The sequence below is a fragment of the Streptomyces sp. NPDC039423 genome (assembly GCF_055598725.1).
The window spans coordinates 484,495-505,691 of record NZ_JBVKAH010000005.1 but is presented as its reverse complement, the minus strand read 5'-3'; the positions used below and the strand labels follow the sequence as shown (position 1 = coordinate 505,691).

Annotated in this window: 14 protein-coding genes; 9 read left to right on the top strand and 5 right to left on the bottom strand. The window is 70.1% G+C overall.

Annotated elements, in window-relative coordinates:
• Window positions 1-2: 2 nt before the first annotated feature.
• Window positions 3-2,297 (top strand): bifunctional polysaccharide deacetylase/glycosyltransferase family 2 protein, encoded by a 2,295-nt coding sequence (locus tag ACZ7LK_RS19585; protein WP_471142250.1) that lies wholly within the window; start codon window positions 3-5, stop codon window positions 2,295-2,297.
• A 42-nt stretch (window positions 2,298-2,339) separates the two neighbouring features.
• On the opposite strand, the gene ACZ7LK_RS19580 is transcribed toward ACZ7LK_RS19585, so the two are convergent.
• The 3 genes from ACZ7LK_RS19580 to ACZ7LK_RS19570 form a co-directional block, all read right to left on the bottom strand.
• On the bottom strand, window positions 2,340-2,660 hold the full coding sequence (locus ACZ7LK_RS19580; RefSeq protein ID WP_392274310.1) for an alpha-amylase: 321 nt from the start codon (window positions 2,658-2,660) through the stop codon (window positions 2,340-2,342).
• 315 nt (window positions 2,661-2,975) lie between these two features.
• Complete coding sequence (locus ACZ7LK_RS19575; RefSeq protein WP_392274309.1) at window positions 2,976-3,530, bottom strand: TetR/AcrR family transcriptional regulator; 555 nt, start codon at window positions 3,528-3,530, stop codon at window positions 2,976-2,978.
• Window positions 3,531-3,584: 54 nt separating this feature from the next.
• Window positions 3,585-4,007 (bottom strand): cupin domain-containing protein, encoded by a 423-nt coding sequence (locus tag ACZ7LK_RS19570; protein WP_469464280.1) that lies wholly within the window; start codon window positions 4,005-4,007, stop codon window positions 3,585-3,587.
• Window positions 4,008-4,364: 357 nt separating this feature from the next.
• Between ACZ7LK_RS19570 and ACZ7LK_RS19565 the strand changes: the two genes are divergently transcribed.
• Window positions 4,365-5,237, top strand: a complete 873-nt coding sequence (locus tag ACZ7LK_RS19565) for an SGNH/GDSL hydrolase family protein (RefSeq protein ID WP_392274307.1) — start codon at window positions 4,365-4,367, stop codon at window positions 5,235-5,237.
• A gap of 92 nt (window positions 5,238-5,329) precedes the next feature.
• Here ACZ7LK_RS19565 and ACZ7LK_RS19560 read toward each other — a convergent pair whose 3' ends face one another.
• Window positions 5,330-6,859, bottom strand: a complete 1,530-nt coding sequence (locus ACZ7LK_RS19560) for a helix-turn-helix domain-containing protein (protein ID WP_471142139.1) — start codon at window positions 6,857-6,859, stop codon at window positions 5,330-5,332.
• A 355-nt stretch (window positions 6,860-7,214) separates the two neighbouring features.
• On the opposite strand from ACZ7LK_RS19560, the gene ACZ7LK_RS19555 reads away from it, so the two are divergent.
• Together ACZ7LK_RS19555 and ACZ7LK_RS19550 are read left to right on the top strand one after the other, a co-directional pair.
• Window positions 7,215-7,646, top strand: a complete 432-nt coding sequence (locus ACZ7LK_RS19555) for a protein-tyrosine phosphatase family protein (RefSeq protein ID WP_392274293.1) — start codon at window positions 7,215-7,217, stop codon at window positions 7,644-7,646.
• A gap of 202 nt (window positions 7,647-7,848) precedes the next feature.
• Window positions 7,849-10,644, top strand: coding sequence for an aconitate hydratase (locus ACZ7LK_RS19550; protein ID WP_392274292.1), 2,796 nt, complete (start codon window positions 7,849-7,851; stop codon window positions 10,642-10,644).
• 69 nt (window positions 10,645-10,713) lie between these two features.
• On the opposite strand, the gene ACZ7LK_RS19545 is transcribed toward ACZ7LK_RS19550, so the two are convergent.
• Complete coding sequence (locus tag ACZ7LK_RS19545; RefSeq protein WP_471142135.1) at window positions 10,714-14,556, bottom strand: GH92 family glycosyl hydrolase; 3,843 nt, start codon at window positions 14,554-14,556, stop codon at window positions 10,714-10,716.
• Window positions 14,557-14,974: 418 nt separating this feature from the next.
• On the opposite strand from ACZ7LK_RS19545, the gene ngcE reads away from it, so the two are divergent.
• The 5 genes from ngcE to ACZ7LK_RS19520 all read left to right on the top strand — a co-directional run bounded on the left by ngcE (window position 14,975) and on the right by ACZ7LK_RS19520 (window position 21,007).
• Window positions 14,975-16,453 (top strand): N-acetylglucosamine/diacetylchitobiose ABC transporter substrate-binding protein, encoded by a 1,479-nt coding sequence (gene ngcE / locus ACZ7LK_RS19540; protein ID WP_471142132.1) that lies wholly within the window; start codon window positions 14,975-14,977, stop codon window positions 16,451-16,453.
• 65 nt (window positions 16,454-16,518) lie between these two features.
• Window positions 16,519-17,442, top strand: a complete 924-nt coding sequence (locus tag ACZ7LK_RS19535) for a carbohydrate ABC transporter permease (protein ID WP_471142129.1) — start codon at window positions 16,519-16,521, stop codon at window positions 17,440-17,442.
• A 10-nt stretch (window positions 17,443-17,452) separates the two neighbouring features.
• Complete coding sequence (locus tag ACZ7LK_RS19530) at window positions 17,453-18,382, top strand: carbohydrate ABC transporter permease (RefSeq protein WP_471142126.1); 930 nt, start codon at window positions 17,453-17,455, stop codon at window positions 18,380-18,382.
• A gap of 206 nt (window positions 18,383-18,588) precedes the next feature.
• Window positions 18,589-19,788, top strand: a complete 1,200-nt coding sequence (locus tag ACZ7LK_RS19525; RefSeq protein ID WP_392274287.1) for an ROK family transcriptional regulator — start codon at window positions 18,589-18,591, stop codon at window positions 19,786-19,788.
• A gap of 121 nt (window positions 19,789-19,909) precedes the next feature.
• Window positions 19,910-21,007: a substrate-binding domain-containing protein gene (locus tag ACZ7LK_RS19520; RefSeq protein ID WP_471142122.1), complete on the top strand. Its 1,098-nt coding sequence runs from the start codon at window positions 19,910-19,912 to the stop codon at window positions 21,005-21,007.
• Window positions 21,008-21,197: the final 190 nt, after the last annotated feature.

Sequence of the window (21,197 nt, the reverse complement as noted above, 5' to 3'; positions counted from 1 at the left end):
CCATGCCCCGCCACCGCCACCGCCACCGGCGCGACGCGCGGCGCGTCCCGCACATCGTGCCCCGCCCCCGGGTCGTGCTCGGCCTGCTCTGCCTCCTCGCCATGACCTGCATGCTGCTGCTCAACAGCCATCTGAGCGGGACGACGAAGAGCGACCCGGGGCCCCGCAAACGCGCCCCGGCGGACCAGGTACCGATCTCCGTCAGGGAGGGCGGCCCCATCATCTTCGAGCAGGACGGAAGGCTCGTCAGCCGCGACGTCCCCCGGAAGACGGTGGTCCTCACCTTCGACGACGGCCCGGACGCCCGATGGACACCCAAGGTCCTCAGGATCCTGGAGAAGCACGACGTCCCGGCGACCTTCTTCCTGATCGGCCAGAGCGTCGTCCGCGAGAGCGACCTCGTGCGCCGCATGGTCGACGAGGGCCATGAGATCGGCGCGCACACCTTCACCCACATCGATCTGACCTACCAGAGCCGCGAGCGCGTGAACCGTGAACTGGCCGAGACGCAACTGGCCTTCGCCGGAGCGGTGGACAGGACCACCTCGCTCATGCGCACGCCCTACTCCTCCGAGGTCGGAGCCATCGGGAACGACACCCAGCCGATCCTCCGCTCGCTGGCCGCCAAGGGGTACATCACGGTCTTCGTGAACACCGACAGCAACGACTGGAGGAAGCCCGGCATCAGCAGCATCATCCGCCAGGCCACCCCCAGGAACGGCCAGGGCGCGGTGGTGCTCTTCCACGACGCGGGCGGCGACCGCACCCAGACCGTCCTGGCGCTCGACGGCTACATCGCCAAGATGAAGTCCGAGGGCTACACCTTCACCACCATCAGCGACGTCCTGCACACGGACAAGGCCGTCCAGGAGGCGACGGGCTGGCTCCTCTGGAAGGGCAAGGCGATGATGGCCGTCAGCACGGTGACCATGATCTTCACGCCCGTCCTGACCTACCTGCTCTACACCGTCGGCGCCCTGGTCATCCTCCGCTTTGTCATGATGCTGATCCTCGCCCACCGCCACCACCGGAGGCACCACCCCAAGACCGGACGGCCGCCGTTCTCCTGGGGCCGGGAGGTCACCGAACCGGTGTCCGTCCTCGTCCCCGCGTACAACGAGGGCAAGTGCATCGCCAAGACCCTCAGGTCACTGGCCGCCGGCACGCACCCCGTCGAGGTGATCGTCGTCGACGACGGTTCGACCGACGACACCGCCGACATCGCCGAGGCGCTCGCGGCGGTACTGCCCGGCGTCCGGGTCGTCCGGCAGCGCAACGCCGGCAAGTCGGCGGCGCTCAACACGGGTATCCGCCACGCCCGTCACGACCTCATCGTCATGATGGACGGCGACACCGTCTTCGAACCCTCCACCGTCCACGAACTCGTCCAGCCCTTCGCCGACGCTCACGTCGGCGCGGTCTCCGGCAACGCCAAGGTCGGCAACCGCGGGTCGGTCCTCGGCGCCTGGCAGCACATCGAGTACGTGATGGGCTTCAGCCTGGACCGCCGCATGTACGACGTCCTGGGCTGCATCCCCGTCATCCCCGGCGCGGTCGGCGCCTTCCGCCGCCGGGCCCTGCGGCGGACCGGCGGGATGAGCACGGACACCCTCGCCGAGGACACCGACGTCACCATCGCCATGCACCGCGACGGCTGGCGCGTGGTCTACCAGGACACCGCCATCGCCTGGACCGAAGCCCCGGCCACCCTCCGCCAGTTGTGGCGCCAGCGCTACCGGTGGAGCTACGGCACCATGCAGGCGCTGTGGAAGCACCGCCGGTGCGTCATCGAACGCGGGCCGTCCGGCCGGTTCGGCCGCGTCGGCATGCCCCTGGTCGTGCTGTTCACCGTCGTCGCGCCGCTGCTGTCCCCGCTCATCGACATCTTCACCATCTACGGCATCATCGCGATCTCACCCTGGAAGTCCATCGCCGCGTGGAGCGCGGTGCTCGTGCTGCAGTTCCTGTGCGCGCTGTACGCCTTCCACCTCGACAAGGAGCGGTACGGCTACTTGGTGATGCTGCCCCTCCAGCAATTCGTCTACCGCCAGCTCATGTACCTGGTCCTCCTGCACGCCCTCGTCACCGCGGCCACCGGCGGGCGACTGCGCTGGCAGAAGATCCGCCGCACCGGCGACGTCCCGCTGACCACGCCCGTGGAGCCGGCCGGACCGCCTCCGGCGACGGGGCCGCCCGCCCCGGCCGGAGCGCACCCCTCGGCCGGAGCGCACCCCCTGGCGGGACCGCCCCCGGCGGAACCCGTACCGCCCCGGGCCCCCGCCCGCCGCGGCTCCTGAACCGCGCCGGGGGCACAGCCGCGCCGGGCGCCGGGCGGGGCGTCAGGACGGGGTGGGGCAGAGGACGACCCCGACGACGCGGTTGTCCCCGGTCCCGTAGCCCGGGAACGTCACCGTGTCACCCGGTTCCGCCGTCCGGCAGGGCACGCTGGAGCCGTCCCGGTACTCGACGGTGACGTGCTGGGGGGCGTCGCAGCCGTTGGTGACGAACGTGTAGCGCCAGCTCGTCGTGTACTCCACGCACGACGGCGCCACCTCCGCCGACGTGGCCGCCACCGCGCCGGGGGCCTGGGCGAAGCCCGCGGCGATGGCGAGGAGTCCGGCGGCAGCGACACGAATGGTTGAACGCGATATCGGGCGCAACGGTGATCATCCCTTCACTTCTCGAACGATTGCGCAGTGAGCCTAGGCAGGGCGGGGAGCACCGCCGCCGAGATCTCGCCATCCCGGCGTGTTTCCTGGATGTGTCGTCCGCCCTGACGGGCCGCCGATTGCGTACGATCGCCGCGACCGCCGACCGTCCGGTACGTCACTCCACCCCAGCGTGCGGGGCCAACGGGCCCACGGCCGCCACCGGTTCGGCGACACCGGCCGGAACGCTCGGAAATCGCCCCCGTACGCGAGGTGACGAGGCGTTCGACAAGTGATGGCACCGGGCCGGGGGCGGGCCCGGCATCCTCATGTCTCGGGCGTCAGCACGCTCTGGAGCAACGCCCCGTACCGGGCCACCAGTTCGTCCCGGTCCGTCCGCAGCAGCCCCTCGTCCCCGGCCACCCAGAGCGCGTACAGCAGCCCCCCGGCGAGCGCCCCCGCCATGCGCGAGCGCAGGTCTGCGTCGGGCCCGGCCAGCCGGGCGCGCAACGGCGCGATGAACAGCGCCTCGTGCGTGGCCCTCAGCCGCTCCGAGATCCGGGTCTCGCTGCTCGCGCGCACCAGCGCCAGGAATATCCCCCGGGCGGCCCCGTCGAGGTCGATGAGCAGCTCGACGAGCCTTTCCCCCAGCCGCTCGATCGGTACGTCCAGCAGCGGCTCGTCGTCGAGCGTCAGGTGCATCGTCTTCAGGAACAGCGTCTCCTTGCTCCCGAAGTGCCGGATGACCAGCGCCGGATCCGCCCCGGCCGCCGCCGCGATGTGCCGCACGGTGGTCCCCGCGAACCCCTGCTCCCGGAACAGGCGCGCGGCGGCCCCGTGGATGGCCTCGCGTGTCGTGCCGCCGGATCCGGACCGTGCCATGCGGCCAGCATAGGTCCGGCCCGGCGGCGCCGGCCGGGGTAGGTGCCGCCGTGGTCAGGGGGTGGTGTCCGGCTCCGTGCCGCCCATGCGGTAGAGCTCCGGGACCGGGACCGTGATCGGCTCCTGGGTGGTCCGGGCGATGACGACGACCACGGGCTCGTCCGGGGACGGGTTCTCCTCGCGGTGGGGGACGTACGGGGGGACGAGCACGAAGTCGCCGGGGCCGGCGGCGGTCCGCACCTCCCGGGTGCCGTCGTGGTGGACGAACACGGGGTGCCCGCTGACCACGTAGATCCCCGCCTCCGAGTCGCCGTGGTGGTGGTTGCCCGTCGCGCTCAGCGGCGGGGTTTCCACCAGGCCCATCCAGAGCCTCTTCGAGCCGGTGGTGCCGCCGCTGAGAGCGGTGGTGCCGCTCAGCTCCCCGGCGCGCACGAGGTGGACGCGGTCGTTGGGTGACGTGGTGTCAGGGGTGGTCATGGCAGGGCCTCCTGGCGGGATCGACGCGCTTCGGTCGTCCACCAGGCTCGGACGGCCGCGTGCGGCCCGACAAGGTCCTTTGCGGAAACCGCAAAACGGCGACCGCGTCGCGGGCAGAAGTTCGGTCAACAATGTTGACGCGGCGCCGCGGCGGCTGCACATTACCTAGCGGTAGAACCGCGTGGTAACCCCGCCCGGGTCCTCCTCGCTCCCCGGTGCCACAGGCGCGCTCCCCCCATCGGCGCCGCCGCCGGTGCCGTCCCCGTTCGAGCCGCCGCACCGCACGTCAGCACGTCCGCATCCCCGGGGGCACGGTCGTGCCCCTCCGCCGCCCCGCGCACCTCGAGAAGAGGGACCATGCCCCTGCATGCCTCCATGCGTGTCATGACCGCGACCGCAGCCGCCCTCGGAGCCCTGGCCCTCGGCCTCACCGCTCCGGCCTCGCACGCCACGACCCCGCTGGACTACGTGGCCCTCGGCGACAGTTACAGCGCCGGCTCCGGCGTCCTCCCGGTGGACACCGGCGCCCTGCTCTGCCTGCGCTCCACGGCCAACTACCCCCATGTGATCGCCGACCGCACCGGCGCCCGCCTCACCGACGTCACCTGCGGCGCCGCCCAGACCGCGCACTTCACCCGCGGCCAGTACCCCGGGGTCGCCCCCCAGGCCGACGCGCTGGGACCGGCCACCGACCTGGTGACCATGACGATCGGCGGCAACGACGACAACACCTTCATCGGCGCCATGCTCGCCTGCGGCACGGCTGGCATCCTCAGTGGCGGCAAGGGCAGCCCCTGCCAGGACAAGCACGGCAGTTCCTTCGACGACCGGATCGAGGCGAACACCTACCCCGCACTCAAGGCCGCCCTCGCCACCGTCCGGAGCAAGGCCCCGCACGCCCGCGTGGCGATCCTGGGCTACCCCTGGATCCTGCCGGCCACGGCCGACCCGGCCTGCTTCGCCAAGATGCCCATCGCCCCCGGCGACGTGCCCTACCTGCGCGGCATCCAGGCCCACCTCAACTCGGCCGTCGAACGGGCCGCCGAGGACACCGGTGCCACCTACGTCGACCTCTCCCAGGCCTCCGAGGGCCATGACGCCTGCCGGCCCGGCGGCACCCGCTGGATCGAACCCCTGCTGTTCGGCACCAGCGTCGTCCCCGTCCACCCCAACGCCCTCGGCGAGCGGCGCATGGCCGAACGGGCCATGACCACCCTCGGCCTCGACTGACCCGCGCCGACCGCCCCGCACCCGCCGGACGCCGGCGAACGGGACCCCTCCCGCCCGCCGGCGACCGGACCGCACCCGAGGCGGACCTCCGGTCAGATGTCCCGGAAGATCTCGATCTGCGCGCCCACCGAGTTGAGGCGCTCCGCCAGGTCCTCGTAACCGCGGTTGATGACGTAGACGTTGCGCAGCACCGACGTCCCCTCCGCCGCCATCATGGCGAGGAGGACGACCACCGCGGGCCGCAGCGCCGGCGGGCACATCATCTCGGCGGCGCGCCAGCGGGTCGGCCCCTCCACCAGGACGCGGTGGGGGTCCAGGAGCTGGAGGCGGCCGCCGAGGCGGTTGAGGTCGGTGAGGTAGATGGCCCGGTTGTCGTAGACCCAGTCGTGGATGAGGGTCTGCCCCTGGGCGGAGGCCGCGATGGCCGCGAAGAACGGCACGTTGTCGATGTTCAGGCCCGGGAACGGCATCGGGTGGATCTTGTCGATCGGCGCCTCCAGCTTGGAGGGCCGTACCGTCAGGTCCACCAGCCGGGTCCGGCCGTTGTCGGCGGGGTACTCCGCGGTCCGGTCGTGGTCGAGGCCCATCTCCTCCAGGACCGCGAGCTCGATCTCCAGGAACTCGATCGGTACGCGACGGATCGTCAGCTCCGACTCGGTGACGACCGCCGCGGCCAGCAGGCTCATCGCCTCGACCGGGTCCTCGGAGGGCGAGTAGTCGACGTCCACGTCGATGGCGGGGATGCCGTGCACGGTCAGGGTCGTCGTGCCGATCCCCTCGACCCGGACGCCCAGCGCCTCCAGGAAGAAGCACAGGTCCTGGACCATGTAGTTGGAGGAGGCGTTGCGGATGACGGTGACGCCGTCATGACGGGCGGCCGCGAGCAGCGCGTTCTCGGTCACGGTGTCGCCGCGCTCGGTCAGCACGATCGGGCGGTCGGGGGTGACCCGCCGGTCCACCTCCGCGTGGTAAAGCCCCTCGGTGGCCGTGATGTCCAAGCCGAAGCGGCGCAGCGCGATCATGTGCGGCTCGATCGTGCGCGTGCCGAGGTCGCAGCCGCCCGCGTACGGGAGCTTGAACTGCCGCAGCCGGTGCAGCAGCGGGCCGAGGAACATGATGATGGAGCGGGTGCGACGGGCCGCGTCGGCGTCGATGGCGGCCATGTCCAGGTGCGCGGGCGGGACGATCTCCAGGTCCATCCCGTCGTTGATCCAACGGGTGCGCACCCCGATGGAGTTGAGGACCTCCAGCAGCCGGTAGACCTCCTCGATCCGGGCGACCCGCCTCAGCGTGGTGCGGCCCTTGTTGAGGAGCGAGGCGCACAGCAGCGCCACGCACGCGTTCTTGCTCGTCTTGACGTCGATGGAGCCGGACAGCCGGCGGCCGCCCACGACACGCAGGTGCATGGGACCCGCGTACCCGAGTGACACGATTTCACTGTCGAGCGCCTCACCGATCCGGGCGATCATCTCAAGGCTGATGTTCTGGTTGCCGCGCTCAATGCGGTTGACGGCGCTCTGACTTGTGGCCAGCGCCTCGGCGAGCTGCGTCTGCGTCCAGCCGCGGTGCTGCCGGGCGTCACGGATGAGCTTGCCGATGCGTACGAGGTAGTCGTCTGCCATGGGGGCAGGCTATCTCAGATATGAGATGGCGCTGGTGTCGGGGTCCGCCATCAGGGTGATGGACCGCGGCCGGTGGGGTGACGCGGCCCGTCGGGCGGCGGTTCATCCGATGCCGTCGCGCGGCGAACTCCCGGTCCTCGTCGGCGTCCTTGGCGGAGGGGGCGATGCACGCCACCGGGCATGCCCGGTGCCCGGTGCCGTCGCCCGTTCCCGTCGGCGTGGTACGCCCGTCCGGGCGCTCCGGCAGCACCGCGCGCGGCGACATGGGTGGTTGGTTTCGTATGCCCGGATTTGGAGGACGCCGACCCGCCGTGGACCCGCCCCGGCCGCGGGGCGCCGCCGCTACCGTGGGCGGATGACCCGGACCTGGAACGCCGCGGACCCCGGCGTGCTGCGACTCCCCTCGGGGCGCACGGTCAGGGGCCGTGCCCTCCGGCGCCCGCTGCCGGCCGGGCCGGTCCCCGACTACGCCGTGTACCTGCTCGGCAAGGAGCCGCCCGGAGTCCCGTGGGAGGCCCGCTGGCTGCGGTGGCCCGACTTCCGGCTGCCGAGCAGCCCGGCGGACGCCCGCGCCGTCCTCCGTGAGGCCTGGGAGCGCGCCGCCGCCGAGCGGGTCGAGATCGCCTGCGGCGGCGGACGCGGCCGCACCGGCACGGCCCTCGCCTGCCTGGCCGTCCTCGACGGCGTCCCGGCGGACGAAGCGGTGCGTTTCGTGCGCCGGGAGTACGACCGGCACGCCGTCGAGACCCCCTGGCAGAGACGTTTCGTCCGCCGGTTCGGCGACTGACGCGACGGCCCGCCGGGCGCGCCTCGTCGCGCGGCGGGGTCATGTACTAGAGTTATCTCGACATCGAGATATCTGCCGAAAGACGCACCGCAGCCGCGCCAGCCGGTAAGGGTTACCTAACTAAGTCTTACCTTAGCGGATCGGCGAGGAGCCATCGCGGCAGGATGCGGTAAGAACGCGCACATTGATGAAGGAGACTGTCGTGTCGGCGAACAGCTTCGACGCCCGCAGCACGCTGCGCGTGGGCGACGAGTCGTACGAGATCTTCCGGCTGGACAAGGTCGAGGGCTCCGCGCGCCTCCCTTACAGCCTGAAGGTGCTCCTGGAGAACCTGCTCCGCACCGAGGACGGCGCGAACATCACCGCCGACCACATCCGGGCCCTCGGCGACTGGGACTCGCAGGCTCAGCCGAGCCAGGAGATCCAGTTCACCCCGGCCCGCGTGATCATGCAGGACTTCACCGGTGTGCCGTGTGTCGTCGACCTCGCCACCATGCGCGAGGCCGTCAAGGAGCTCGGCGGCGACCCGGCGAAGATCAACCCGCTGGCCCCGGCCGAGCTGGTCATCGACCACTCCGTCATCGCCGACAAGTTCGGCACCGCGGAGGCCTTCGGCCAGAACGTCGAGCTGGAGTACGGCCGGAACAAGGAGCGCTACCAGTTCCTGCGCTGGGGCCAGACCGCCTTCGACGAGTTCAAGGTCGTCCCGCCCGGCACCGGCATCGTCCACCAGGTGAACATCGAGCACCTGGCCCGCACCGTCATGGTGCGCAACGGCCAGGCGTACCCCGACACCCTCGTCGGCACCGACTCCCACACCACCATGGTCAACGGCCTGGGTGTGCTCGGCTGGGGCGTCGGCGGCATCGAGGCCGAGGCCGCCATGCTCGGCCAGCCGGTCTCCATGCTGATCCCGCGCGTCGTCGGCTTCAAGCTGACCGGCGAGCTGCCCACCGGCACCACCGCCACCGACCTGGTGCTCACCATCACCGAGATGCTGCGCAAGCACGGCGTCGTCGGCAAGTTCGTCGAGTTCTACGGTGAGGGCGTCGCCGCCACCTCCCTCGCGAACCGCGCCACCATCGGCAACATGTCGCCCGAGTTCGGCTCCACCGCCGCGATCTTCCCGATCGACGACGAGACCCTGAACTACCTCAAGCTCACCGGCCGCTCCCCGCAGCAGGTCGCGCTGGTCGAGGCGTACGCCAAGGAGCAGGGCCTCTGGCTGGACCCGGCCGCCGAGCCGGACTTCTCCGAGAAGCTGGAGCTGGACCTCTCCACGGTCGTCCCCTCCATCGCCGGCCCGAAGCGCCCGCAGGACCGCATCGTCCTCGCCGAGGCGGCCCAGCAGTTCGCCAAGGACGTCCTCAACTACGTCGAGATCCCGACCGCGCAGGCCGGCACCGCCGCCTCCCCGGTGGACGAGGCGAGCGACGAGTCCTTCCCGGCCTCCGACGCCCCGGCCTACGGCAGCCAGGAGAACGGCGCGGGCGCCCCGCACCACGCCGAGGGCACCGGTGCCGCCGTCCCGTCGAACCCGGTCACCGTCACCGCCCCCGACGGCTCGACCTACGAGATCGACCACGGCGCCGTCACCGTCGCCGCGATCACCTCCTGCACCAACACCTCGAACCCGTACGTCATGGTCGCCGCCGCGCTCGTCGCGAAGAAGGCCGTGGAGAAGGGCCTGACCCGCAAGCCGTGGGTCAAGACCACCCTCGCCCCGGGCTCCAAGGTCGTCACCGACTACTTCGACAAGGCGGGCCTCACCCCGTACCTCGACAAGGTCGGCTTCAACCTCGTCGGCTACGGCTGCACCACCTGCATCGGCAACTCCGGCCCGCTGCCGGAGGAGGTCTCCAAGGCCGTCAACGAGCACGACCTCGCGGTCACCTCGGTCCTCTCCGGCAACCGCAACTTCGAGGGCCGGATCAACCCCGACGTCAAGATGAACTACCTGGCCTCCCCGCCGCTGGTCGTCGCGTACGCCCTGGCGGGCTCCATGAAGGTGGACATCACCAAGGACGCCCTGGGCACCGACCAGGACGGCAACCCGGTCTTCCTGAAGGACATCTGGCCCTCCGAGGCCGAGGTCAACGACGTCGTGGCGAACGCCATCGGCGAGGACATGTTCAACAAGTCCTACCAGGACGTCTTCGCGGGCGACGCCCAGTGGCAGGCGCTGCCGATCCCCACCGGCAACACCTTCGAGTGGGACACCGAGTCCACCTACGTCCGCAAGCCCCCGTACTTCGAGGGCATGACGATGGAGACCACCCCGGTCTCCGACATCACCGGCGCCCGCGTGCTGGCCAAGCTGGGCGACTCGGTCACCACCGACCACATCTCCCCGGCCGGTGCCATCAAGGCCGACACCCCGGCCGGCCAGTACCTCACGGAGCACGGCGTCGAGCGCCGCGACTTCAACAGCTACGGCTCCCGCCGCGGCAACCACGAGGTCATGATCCGCGGTACGTTCGCCAACATCCGCCTGCGCAACCAGATCGCGCCGGGCACCGAGGGCGGCTACACCCGCGACTTCACCCAGGACGGCGGTCCGGTGTCGTTCATCTACGACGCCTCCCGCAACTACATCGAGCAGGGCATCCCGCTCGTCGTCCTCGCGGGCAAGGAGTACGGCTCCGGCTCGTCCCGCGACTGGGCCGCCAAGGGCACCGCGCTGCTGGGCGTCAAGGCCGTCATCGCCGAGTCCTACGAGCGCATCCACCGCTCGAACCTCATCGGCATGGGCGTCCTCCCGCTCCAGTTCCCCGAGGGCCAGTCGGCCGAGTCGCTGGGCCTGACCGGCGAGGAGACCTTCTCCTTCGCCGGTGTCACCGAGCTCAACGAGGGCACCACGCCCCGCACGGTGAAGGTCACCACCGACACGGGCGTCGAGTTCGACGCGGTCGTCCGCATCGACACCCCCGGCGAGGCGGACTACTACCGCAACGGCGGCATCATGCAGTACGTGCTGCGCAACCTGATCCGCGGCTGACCGGACAGCGCTCACACGGCGAGGGCCGCACCCCCGGCAACGGGGGTGCGGCCCTCGCCGCGTACCGGGTCAGCGCAGCAGCTCCACCTCCGCCAGCGTCGCCACCGCGTCCGGCACCAGCCGGTAGGTCGCGTACCGGCCGGGCCGCGCCACCGTGAACACCCGCGTCTGCCGGTCCCACGCGAACGACTCGCCCGACCGCCGGTCCAGGTCGGCCCACGCCGTACCGTCCCGCGACCCCTGGAGCACCCACCCCGAGGGGGCGGCCCCCCGCGCCGCCGAGGTCAGCGTGTACTGCGCCGCCCGCACCCCGCCCGCCGGCACCGGCAGCTCCACCGCCTCCACCGACGCGGCCGTCGCCGACGTGTCGTCGAACAGCTCACCCGGCCCCGCCAGCACGTCCCGCCGCGGCGAGGGCACCGCGTCGCCCCGGGTGAGGGAGACCGGCGCCGCGCCCCGGCCCGTGCCCCATGCGGAAGGCTCCGGCCCCATCGCGAACTCCAGCGTCCCGCCCCGCGCCAGCAGCCGGTGCGGCAGCGCCGTCGACGTCCAGCGCTCGCCGTTGACCTCCAGCCCCTGCACGTAGATGTTGCGCGCGCTGTTCTCCGGGGCCTTCACCACCAGCGTGCGGCCGTTGTCCATCCGCACGGTCGCCCTGGTGAAGAGCGGCGAGCCGATCGCGTACTCGCCGCTGCCCATCACCAGCGGGTAGAAGCCCAGCGCCGAGAACAGCCACCAGGCCGACTGCTCGCCGTTGTCCTCGTCGCCGTGGTAGCCCTGCCCGATCTCGCTGCCCGTGTACAGCCGCGACAGCACCTCGCGCACCTTCTGCTGCGTCTTCCACGGCTGCCCGGCCGCGTCGTACATGTACGGCACGTGGTGGGCGACCTGGTTGGAGTGCCCGTACATGCCCATCCGCACGTCCCGCGCCTCCGTCATCTCGTGGATGACGCTGCCGTAGGAGCCCACGAACTCGGGCGAGGCGGTCTCGGGCGTGGAGAAGTAGGCGTCCAGCTTCTTCGCCAGGCCGGCCCGTCCCCCGTACAGGTTCGCCAGGCCCCGGCTGTCCTGCGGGGCGGTGAAGGCGTAACCCCAGCCGTTGGTCTCCGTGTAGTCGTGACCCCACACCCGGGGGTCGTACGAGGCCGAGGGCACCCGCCAGCCGCCCTTGAGGTCCCGCCCCTGGAAGAAGCCGGCCTCCTTGTCGAAGAGGGTGACGTAGTTGCGGGCCCGGTTGCGGAAGTAGGCCGCCTCCTCCTCGTAGCGGGCCTTCCCGGTCTTCGCGTGCAGCGCCTCCGCCATCCTGGCCAGGCCGTAGTCGTTGAGGTACCCCTCCAGGGACCAGGACAGGCCCTCGTGGGTCGCGGTGGATGCGTAGCCGAGGAACGGGGACGTGTCCATGCCCTTGCGGCCGACGCCCGACGACGGCGGCACCACCGTGGCGTTCTTCAGCGCCGCCTCGTAGGCCGCCTCCGCGTCGAAGTCGACCCCCTTGACGTACGCGTCGGCGAACGCCACGTCCGACGACGTGCCGGTCATCAGGTCCGCGTAGCCCGGAGACGACCAGCGGGAGATCCACCCGCCGTCCTTGTACTGCTGGACGAAGCCGTCCACCAGCTCGCCCGCCTTGCGCGGGGTGAGGAAGGAGTACGCGGGCCAGGTGGTGCGGTAGGTGTCCCAGAAGCCGTTGTTGACGTACACCCTGCCGTCGACGATCTTCGCACCCGTACGCGTCGGGGTGTCCGGCCCGGTCCGCGGCGAGAAGGGGCTCGCGTACCGGTCCTCGCCGTCGACCCGCTCGAAGCCGGAGTTCGGGTACAGGTACAGCCGGTAGAGGCTGGAGTACAGGGTGACGAGCTGGTCGCGGGTCGCGCCCTCGACCGTCACCCGGCCGAGCAGCCGGTCCCAGGCGCCCTGGGCCCGCTCCCGGACCCGCTCGAAACGGGTGCCGGCCGGGATCTCGGCCTCCAGGTTCCGCCTGGCCTGCTCCACGCCGATCAGCGACGTCGCCATCCGCAGCGTCACCGTCCGGTCCGCGCCTGCGTCGAACCGCAGGTGCCCCCTGACGCCCGCCGACGCCGAGCCGGTGACCGGCGCGTCGAAGACGCCGTACACGAACATCCGGGTGGCGCCGGCCGACAGCCCGCTCCTGACGTCCGAGAAGCCGGTGAAGGAGCGGGTCGCCGGGTCGAGCGTGAGACCGCCCTCCTCCGTGACGTTGTCGAACACGACCGACGCGTCCGCGCCCGGATAGGTGAACCGCATCATCGCCGCGTGGTCGGACGGGGTGATCTCGGCCCTGAGGCCGTTCTCGAAGGTGACGCCGTAGTAGTGCGGCCGGGCCGTCTCCTTCTCGTGCCGGAAGGGCAGCGCGCGCCGGACGCGGTCGGTCTCGGGCGTCCCGGCGGCCGCCGACGGCAGGAGCTGGAACGTCTGCCGGTCACCCATCCAGGGGCTCGGCTCGTGGCTGGCGGCGAACGCCTGCACCGTGGGCAGGTTGTCGGCGTTGTTCCCGCGCGCGTACTCGTACAGCCAGCTCTTGGACGCGGCGTTGGTCACCGGCGTCCAGAAGTTGAAGCCATGGGGAACGGCCGTGGCCGGAAAGGCGTTGCCGCGCGAGAAGGAACCGCTGGAGTGGGTGCCGCGGACGGTCGAGACGTGGTCGGACGGCCGGGCGTGCCGCGGCGCGGGTGCGGCGCGGCCGATCGTGATGTCGTCGATCCAGCCCTGGAACCTCGCGGCGCCCCCTGCGGAGTCGTACGCCACCAGGATCCGGTCCACGGTCCGGCCGGCCGCCACCGTCCCGATCCCGGCCGTCACCTGGTTCCACTGGTTGACGTAGAGCCGCTTGGCCGCGCCCTGGCCCCGCGGGGTGAGCGCCCCGCCGTGGCTGTCGACGGCGCGCAGCTCGCTCAGGTAGGTGCCGTCGGTGAAGGCGAGGTCCACGGCCACGTTGGTGGCCGGGTAGTTCAGGTCCGTCTCCGGCAGCGACGGGAAGATCCGGTACGACAGCTCGGTGTCCCGCCGTACCACCGTGTTCACGTCGAAGACCTTGTTGTACGAGTAGGCCCGGCCGGCCGGCCGGTGGGTGCCCGCGTACCGCAGGGCCCGCACCCCGGTGAACCCGGCGTTCGCCTTGGCGGTGGGAGAGCCGCCGGGGCCGCGGTCGACGTGGGTGCGCATGTCGGGCGGGACGGGGGTGGAGGTGTCGCCGTTCGAGAACTGGACGTCGGCGAGCTGGGTGATGCCGGGGGCGCCGTTGTTCCGCGTGATCTCCAGCCGGTAATGCGCGTACTCCGTTGCATTGTCGAACTCGTAGGTCCGCGTTTCGAATCGCTTTTCGAACGTCTGGCCCTCGCGGGTGTCCAGGACCTTCCACTCCCTGCCGTCGGCCGAGCCGGAAAGCGTCCAGTTCCGGGGGTCGCGCTCGGCGTGGTCGTTCGCGGACGTCAGCGCGTACGTGACCACCTCGACGGGTTCGTCCAGGTCGAATTCCACCCAGGCGGTGGCGGAGAACGTGAGCCACTTGGTGCCCGGCTGAAGGTCGGTCAGGTTCTCCTTGGTCTCACCGGCGCCGCCGTTCTCGCCGCTGGCGCGCAGCGCGGAGACCTTGTCCGTGACGTTGCCCGGTATCCCCGCCGTGAAGGCGCCGTCCACCCCGGAGGCCCGCTTGCGGCCGTCGGCGCCCACCTCGACGGTGTCGCGCCAGTCCGGCGGGCGCTCGTCCGCCTCGAAGGACGAGCGGAACTCCTGCTCGGCGGAAGCGGGTTGGGACGGTCGGGCCGGGCGGGCCTGGGCCGCGGCCGGCGGCGCGGCCGCCACGAGCAGCGAAGCGGCCGCCACGAGGGCGGCCGTTCGGGGGAATCGGTGACGGGTTCCGGGTCCGGACGTGCTGGGGTGTCTGGGCTGCATCCCGCGTCCTGCCTCCTGCCGAAAGCGCGTTGGACAACGTTGTCAGGCGATCTGCGCAGGAACCAGTAGGGAGCTGAGTGGCGGCCGGTGTCAAGGGTGTTGACGGTGCGGGAAGATCCGATTCAGCCGTTCCGCCGAACGAGGTGACCGGTTATCGCGGACCGGCGGGTCCGGCGTTTCCCCGAGGTCTCAACTCGGGAAAGACTCCTGACCAAAGTTGTTTTCGATCTTGCTCATCTGACGCGAAGTGGACTATACCTGTCGGCGTCCGAGTGGCATGGCAGCATTCAGCACCGCACGCACACCCAGCACCTGCACGACCCAGCAAACGACCGCGGTGGCGGGGCCCTTCGCCTCAGGCGAGCAGGACGGGCGACCGGTACACCGCCTGAGTCCTGGAGAAGGCGAGGACTTGAGCATGGGATCCACCTCCGGCCGCACCAAAGGGGGCCCCGTCCACGGGGGCCCGGTCGACGAGGGCCTCGGTCGTCGCGATCTGATCAGGCGGTCCGCCGCGCTCGGCCTGATCACCGTACCGACCATGGGCGTCCTGTCCGCCTGCGCCACCGGTGGTGGTGGCGGCAACGAGGGGCGGACCAAGGCCCCCGGCGGCCCGAAGTCCGAGAAGAACCCGCTCGGCGTGGCCAAGGGTGCCCCGCTGGAGGCGTTCATCTTCAAGGGCGGCCTCGGCGACCAGTACGCCAAGGACGCCGAGACCGACTACAAGGCCACCTACGGCGCCGGCGTCAAGCACACCGGCACCCAGCAGGTCGGGCCCAAGCTCACCCCGCGCTTCGCGGGCGGCAACCCGCCGGACGTCATCGACAACTCCGGCGCCGACCACCTCGACATGAACAAGCTCTCCACCCAGGGCCAGCTCCAGGACCTCGCCGCCCTGCTCGACGCCGCCTCGATGGACGACCCGGCGAAGAAGGTCCGGGACACCATCCACCCCAGCACCATCGAGAAGGGCAAGCACGGCGACACCTTCGACGTGCTCTACTACGCCTTCACCATCTACGGCACCTGGTACTCGCGGAAGCTGCTCGCCGACAAGGGCTGGACGTACCCCAAGAGCCTGTCCGAGATGGTCACGCTGTGCGGGGAGATCAAGAAGGCCGGCGTCGCCCCATGGACGTACGCGGGCAAATTCCCCTACTACGTGCACTTCAACCTCTTCGCCCAGATCGCCAAGATCGGCGGCATGGAGAAGTGGATCGCGATCGACAACCTGGAGCCGAACGCCTGGACCTCCAACGACGCGGTCAAGGAGGTCGTCGAGCACTACGAGGAGCTCGCGGCCAAGAAGTACTTCCTCGAAGGCAGCCAGGGCCTCACCCACATCCAGTCCCAGACCGCCTGGACCAAGGGCAAGGCGGTGTTCATCCCCAACGGCTCCTGGGTCGAGAACGAGGCCGCCCCCACCACGCCCGCCGACTTCGGCATGGCCGTCGGCGCCCTCTTCGACGGCACCGGCGACAAGATGCCGCACGGCACCCTGCGCGGCGAGCCGAGCGAGCCGTACATCGTCGCGAGCAAGGGCAGGAACCCGGCCGGCGGCATGGAACTGCTGCGCATCATGCTCTCCAAAAAACACGCGCAGAACTTCGCCACGAAGGTGAAGTCCCTGACCTGTGTCATGGACGCCACAGAGGGCATGACCCTCTCACCCGGCCTCGCCTCCGCCAGCAAGGTCTTCAAGGAGGCCGGGGACAACCTGATCAGTCTTCAGCTCCAGGAGTGGTACCCGGCGCTCACCGACGAGAAGATCGGCGGCCTGACCGGCCAGCTGCTCGCCGGTGAGCTGAAGGCCGCCGACTGGATCAAGAAGACCCAGGCGGAATGCGACAAGGTGGCCAAGGACGACTCCGTCACCAAGTTCACGCGCACGGCCTGAAAGGGAAAAGGCGGACCGCCTGACCTGCCGGTCGCCGGAAACGAGGGGAAGGGCCGGGGAGCACCATGCAACACGGCAAATACCGATTCATCGTGGGCTTCCTGGCCCTGCCTCTGCTCATCTACGGCGTCTTCGTCATCTCGCCGTTCGTCCAGGCCTTCCAGATCTCGATGACCGACTGGTCGGGCCTGGTGGGCACCGCGGAATTCGTGGGCCCGGACAACTTCGTCAAGCTGTGGGAGAGCGACGAGTTCTGGAACGCGCTGCGCCACAACGTCTACATGCTGGCGCTCGTACCGGTGGTGACGCTCGCGCTGGGCCTCTTCTTCGCCTTCATGCTCAATGTCGGCGGCCGCCGCCGGAAGAACGAGGTCGTCACCGGTGTGGCGGGCTCCCGGTTCTACAAGTTCGTCTTCTTCTTCCCGCAGGTCATCTCCATCACGATCATCGCCGTCATCTGGTTCAACATCTACAACCCCGATCCGGACGACGGCATGCTCAACTCCCTGCTCGGCACGGTCGGCCTGGACGGCCTCCAGAACGCCTGGCTGGGCGAGAAGAGCCTCGCCCTGTGGTGCATCGGCGCGGTCATGGTCTGGGGCCACGTCGGTTTCTACGTGGTGCTGTTCTCCGCCGCGATGGCCTCCATCCCGCGCGACATCTACGAGGCCGCACTGCTCGACGGCGCCGGCCGCTCGCACACCTTCTTCCGGATCACCCTCCCGCTGCTGTGGGACACGGTCCAGACCGGCTGGGTGTACATGGGGATCATCGCGCTGGACGCGTTCGCGCTCGTCCAGATCATGTCGGTGAACATGGGCGGGCCCGACGGCGCCACGGACGTCATGCCGCTGCGGCTGTACCTGACGGCCTTCCGCGACAGCCAGTTCGGCTACGCCTCCGCCATGGGCGTCGCGATGCTCGTCGTCACCATGACCTTCGCAGTGCTCGCGTTGCGCTTCGGGCGCTGTGAGCGGATCGAGTACTAGGGGTACGGCGATGACGACCGAAGAGATCGAAGCGGTGACCAAGCAGGACACCGCCGCGCCCGCCGGGGTCACCCGCCGGCTCGGCCCCACGACCGGCCGCACCTCGGAGGGCGGGGCCCTCAACGTCTTCTCCCACGGCATCCTCGTCCTGTGGACGCTGATGGTGGGCGTGCCGCTGCTGTGGGTGCTGTGGAGCGCCTTCAAGGACAGCAACGGGATCCTGACCGACCCGTGGGGCCTGCCGACCGTCCTGCACTGGGAGAACTGGTCCAACGCGTGGAACGACGCGAACATGGGCCGGTACTTCATCAACACCGCGATCGTGGTCGGCGGGTCCGTGGTGGGCACGATGGTGCTGGGGTCGATGGCCGCGTACGTCCTGGCCCGCTTCACCTTCCCCGGCAACCGCTTCCTCTACTACCTGTTCGTCGCCGGCATGTCCTTCCCGGTCTTCATGCTGGTCATTCCGCTCTTCTTCGTCATGCGGGACTTCCCGGGCAGCTCGCTGCTGGCGACGTACCACGGACTGATCCTGGTCTACATCGCGTACTCGCTGCCGTTCACCGTCTTCTTCATGACGGCCTTCTTCCGGACCCTGCCGACCTCGGTGGCCGAGGCCGCGATGATCGACGGCGCCTCGCACACGCGGACGTTCTTCCAGGTGATGGTGCCCATGGCCAAGCCGGGCCTGATCAGCATCGGCATCTTCAACTTCCTGGGGCAGTGGAACCAGTACCTGCTGCCGATGGTGCTCAATCAGCAGGAGGACAAGTACGTCCTCACCCAGGGCCTGGCGATGATCGCGTTGCAGCAGGGTTATGAGAACGACTGGGGCGCGCTGATGGCGGGAATGATGATCGCCATGCTGCCGGTCCTGATCGTCTACTCGGTCTTCCAGCGCCAGGTGCAGTCCGGTCTCACGGCGGGTGCCCTGAAGTAGTTCACATCACGATCCGAAACGGCTCGTCGGTGGAGCGGACGCTCCCGACGGGCCGTTTCTCTGCGACATGCAGGTAAATGTCCTTTTCCTCCGCATCTAATTCGCTCATCGGAGGCCTTCGACGCTCAAGGTCTTGACGGGGACCAACCCGAAAGGCTCAGCTTAGAGTTCACATGTTGGAGAAAACGGCAGGAGTGAGTGAGTCGATGGAGACTCCGGGGTCGCAGACATCTCTGCATCGGGCCAATCTCGAGCGGGTCGTGCGCGCGGTGCGCATGGCCGGGTCGCTCACCCAGGCGGAGATCGCCAGAACGACCGGCCTCTCCGCCGCCACGGTCTCCAACATCGTCCGGGAGCTCAAGGACGGCGGCACCGTCGAGGTGACCCCCACCTCCGCGGGCGGCCGCCGGGCCCGCAGCGTCTCGCTCAGCGGTGACGCCGGCATCGTCATCGGCGTGGACTTCGGCCATACGCACCTCCGCGTCGCCGTGGGTAACCTGGCCCACCAGGTGCTCGCCGAGGAGGCCGAGCCGCTGGACGTCGACGCGTCGTCCGAGGAAGGCTTCGGACGGGCGGAAGCCCTGGTCAAACGGCTGATCGCGGCGACCGGGATCGGCCAGGACAAGGTGGTCGGCGTCGGCCTCGGCGTCCCCGGCCCCATCGACGTCTCCTCCGGCACGCTCGGCTCCACCTCGATCCTGCCGGGCTGGAAGGGCATCAACCCGAGCGAGGAGCTCTCGGGCCGGCTCGGGGTCCCGGTGTACGTGGACAACGACGCCAACCTCGGCGCGCTCGGCGAGCTGGTCTGGGGCGGCGGGCGCGGGGTCAAGGACCTGGCGTACATCAAGGTCGCCAGCGGTGTCGGCGCCGGCCTGGTGATCGACGGGCAGATCTACCGGGGCCCCGGCGGCACCGCCGGCGAGATCGGCCACATCACCCTGGACGAGTCCGGCCCCGTCTGCCGCTGCGGCAATCGCGGTTGCCTGGAGACGTTCACCGCGGCCCGCTACGTCCTGCCCCTGCTCCAGCCCAGTCACGGGCCCGACCTGACCATGGAGCGGGTGGTGCAGCTCGCCCGCGAGGGCGACCCCGGCTGCCGCCGGGTGATCGCGGACGTCGGACGCCACATCGGCAGCGGTGTCGCCAACCTCTGCAACCTGCTGAACCCCAGCCGTGTCGTGCTGGGCGGCGACCTCGCCGAGGCCGGGGAACTGGTGCTGGGGCCCATCCGCGACTCGGTCTCCCGCTACGCCATCCCCAGTGCCGCCCGGCAGCTCTCGGTGGCTCCCGGCGCCCTCGGCGGCCGGGCCGAGGTGCTCGGCGCGCTGGCCCTCGTCCTGAGCGAGATGGGCGATTCGACCCTGCTTGAGAGTGCGCTCACCCCGGTCACTCCTGCGTTCACTTAGATAACGGATGGCACCGTTGTCATCTCGTTGTCAATTTACTCCTTGACGACGACCTTGCGGCCGAGTTGACTTCCAGCCACCTCGGCCGCAACGTCGCGGCCTCGTCAGGGAGGCAACCCACATGAACGCAATGACGCGACGCATCGTCATAGGCACGGCAGCGGTATCGATGGCCGCTTCCCTCGCCGCTTGTGGCAAGGCGGGCGACGGTGACACCGCCGGCGGCGGCGGCGACAGCAAGACCATCGGCCTGCTGCTGCCGGAGAACAAGACGACCCGGTACGAGACGTTCGACCGCCCCATCATCGAGGCGAAGATCAAGGCGCTGTGCGGCGACTGCGAGGTCAAGTACAACAACGCCGCGCAGGACACCGAGACCCAGAAGAAGCAGTTCGACGCGCTGGTCACCCAGGGCGTCAAGGTGATCATCCTCGACTCGGTCGACTACAAGGCCACCAAGTCCTGGGTGCAGCAGGCCGAGAAGAAGGGCGTCAAGGTCGTCGCGTACGACCGTCTCGCCGAGGGCCCGATCTCCGCGTACGTCAGCTACGACAACGAGAAGATCGGCCGCCTCCAGGGCGAGGGCCTGGTCAAGGCGCTGGGCGCCAAGGCCAAGGACAGCAACGTCGTGATGATCAACGGCTCGCCGACCGACCCCAACGCCCCGCTGTTCAAGAAGGGCGCCCACAGCGTCCTCGACGGCGGCGTCAAGAAGGTCGTGTACGAGCAGGACATCCCGGACTGGTCCCCGGACGAGGCCAACAAGAAGATGGGCGCCGCCATCGACTCCCTGGGCAAGAGCGGCTTCCAGGGCGTGTACTCCGCCAACGACGGCATGGCCGGCGGCATCATCACCGCCCTGAAGAAGCAGGGCATCAAGGTCCCGGTCGGCGGTCAGGACGCCGAGCTCGCCGGTCTCCAGCGCATCCTCGCGGGCGAGCAGGCCTTCACGATCTACAAGCAGATCAAGCCGGAGGCCGAGACCACCGCCGAGATCGCGGTCCGCCTGCTCAAGGGCGAGAAGATCGACGACCTGGCCACCACCAAGGTCACCAGCCTCACCGGTGAGTTCAAGGACATCCCGGCCAAGCTGTACGACGCGCAGGTCGTGACCAAGGAGAACATCGGCTCCACGATCATCGCGGACAAGGTCTACAAGGCCGCCGACATCTGCACCGCCGAGTACAAGGCGGCCTGCGCCGCCGCCGGCATCAAGTAACCGGGCGGCCTCCCGAACCGGTCCGGCGCCCGCCCTCCACGCCCCGCAAGCACGGACGGGCGCCGGACTCACCCCCTCCCGGACCGGCCGGGCACCCGCCGCACCCGCCCTCCCACGGCGCACCGCGACCCCGCCCCCGCACCGTCCGCCCCCGGCGCCCCGCGCCGCCCCCGGACGGACGCCCGCCCGG

Excerpts from the sequence above, each read along its gene's own strand:
- ACZ7LK_RS19555 (WP_392274293.1), top strand. The coding sequence starts at position 7,215 with ATGACCCGGACCTGGAACGCCGCGGACCCCGGCGTGCTGCGACTCCCC.
- ACZ7LK_RS19575 (WP_392274309.1), bottom strand. The coding sequence starts at position 3,530 with ATGGCACGGTCCGGATCCGGCGGCACGACACGCGAGGCCATCCACGGG.
- ACZ7LK_RS19530 (WP_471142126.1), top strand. The coding sequence starts at position 17,453 with ATGACGACCGAAGAGATCGAAGCGGTGACCAAGCAGGACACCGCCGCG.
- ACZ7LK_RS19570 (WP_469464280.1), bottom strand. The coding sequence starts at position 4,007 with ATGACCACCCCTGACACCACGTCACCCAACGACCGCGTCCACCTCGTG.
- ACZ7LK_RS19560 (WP_471142139.1), bottom strand. The coding sequence starts at position 6,859 with ATGGCAGACGACTACCTCGTACGCATCGGCAAGCTCATCCGTGACGCC.
- ACZ7LK_RS19525 (WP_392274287.1), top strand. The coding sequence starts at position 18,589 with ATGGAGACTCCGGGGTCGCAGACATCTCTGCATCGGGCCAATCTCGAG.
- ACZ7LK_RS19565 (WP_392274307.1), top strand. The coding sequence starts at position 4,365 with ATGCCCCTGCATGCCTCCATGCGTGTCATGACCGCGACCGCAGCCGCC.
- ACZ7LK_RS19520 (WP_471142122.1), top strand. The coding sequence starts at position 19,910 with ATGAACGCAATGACGCGACGCATCGTCATAGGCACGGCAGCGGTATCG.
- ACZ7LK_RS19535 (WP_471142129.1), top strand. The coding sequence starts at position 16,519 with ATGCAACACGGCAAATACCGATTCATCGTGGGCTTCCTGGCCCTGCCT.
- ACZ7LK_RS19585 (WP_471142250.1), top strand. The coding sequence starts at position 3 with ATGCCCCGCCACCGCCACCGCCACCGGCGCGACGCGCGGCGCGTCCCG.
- ngcE (WP_471142132.1), top strand. The coding sequence starts at position 14,975 with ATGGGATCCACCTCCGGCCGCACCAAAGGGGGCCCCGTCCACGGGGGC.
- ACZ7LK_RS19545 (WP_471142135.1), bottom strand. The coding sequence starts at position 14,556 with ATGCAGCCCAGACACCCCAGCACGTCCGGACCCGGAACCCGTCACCGA.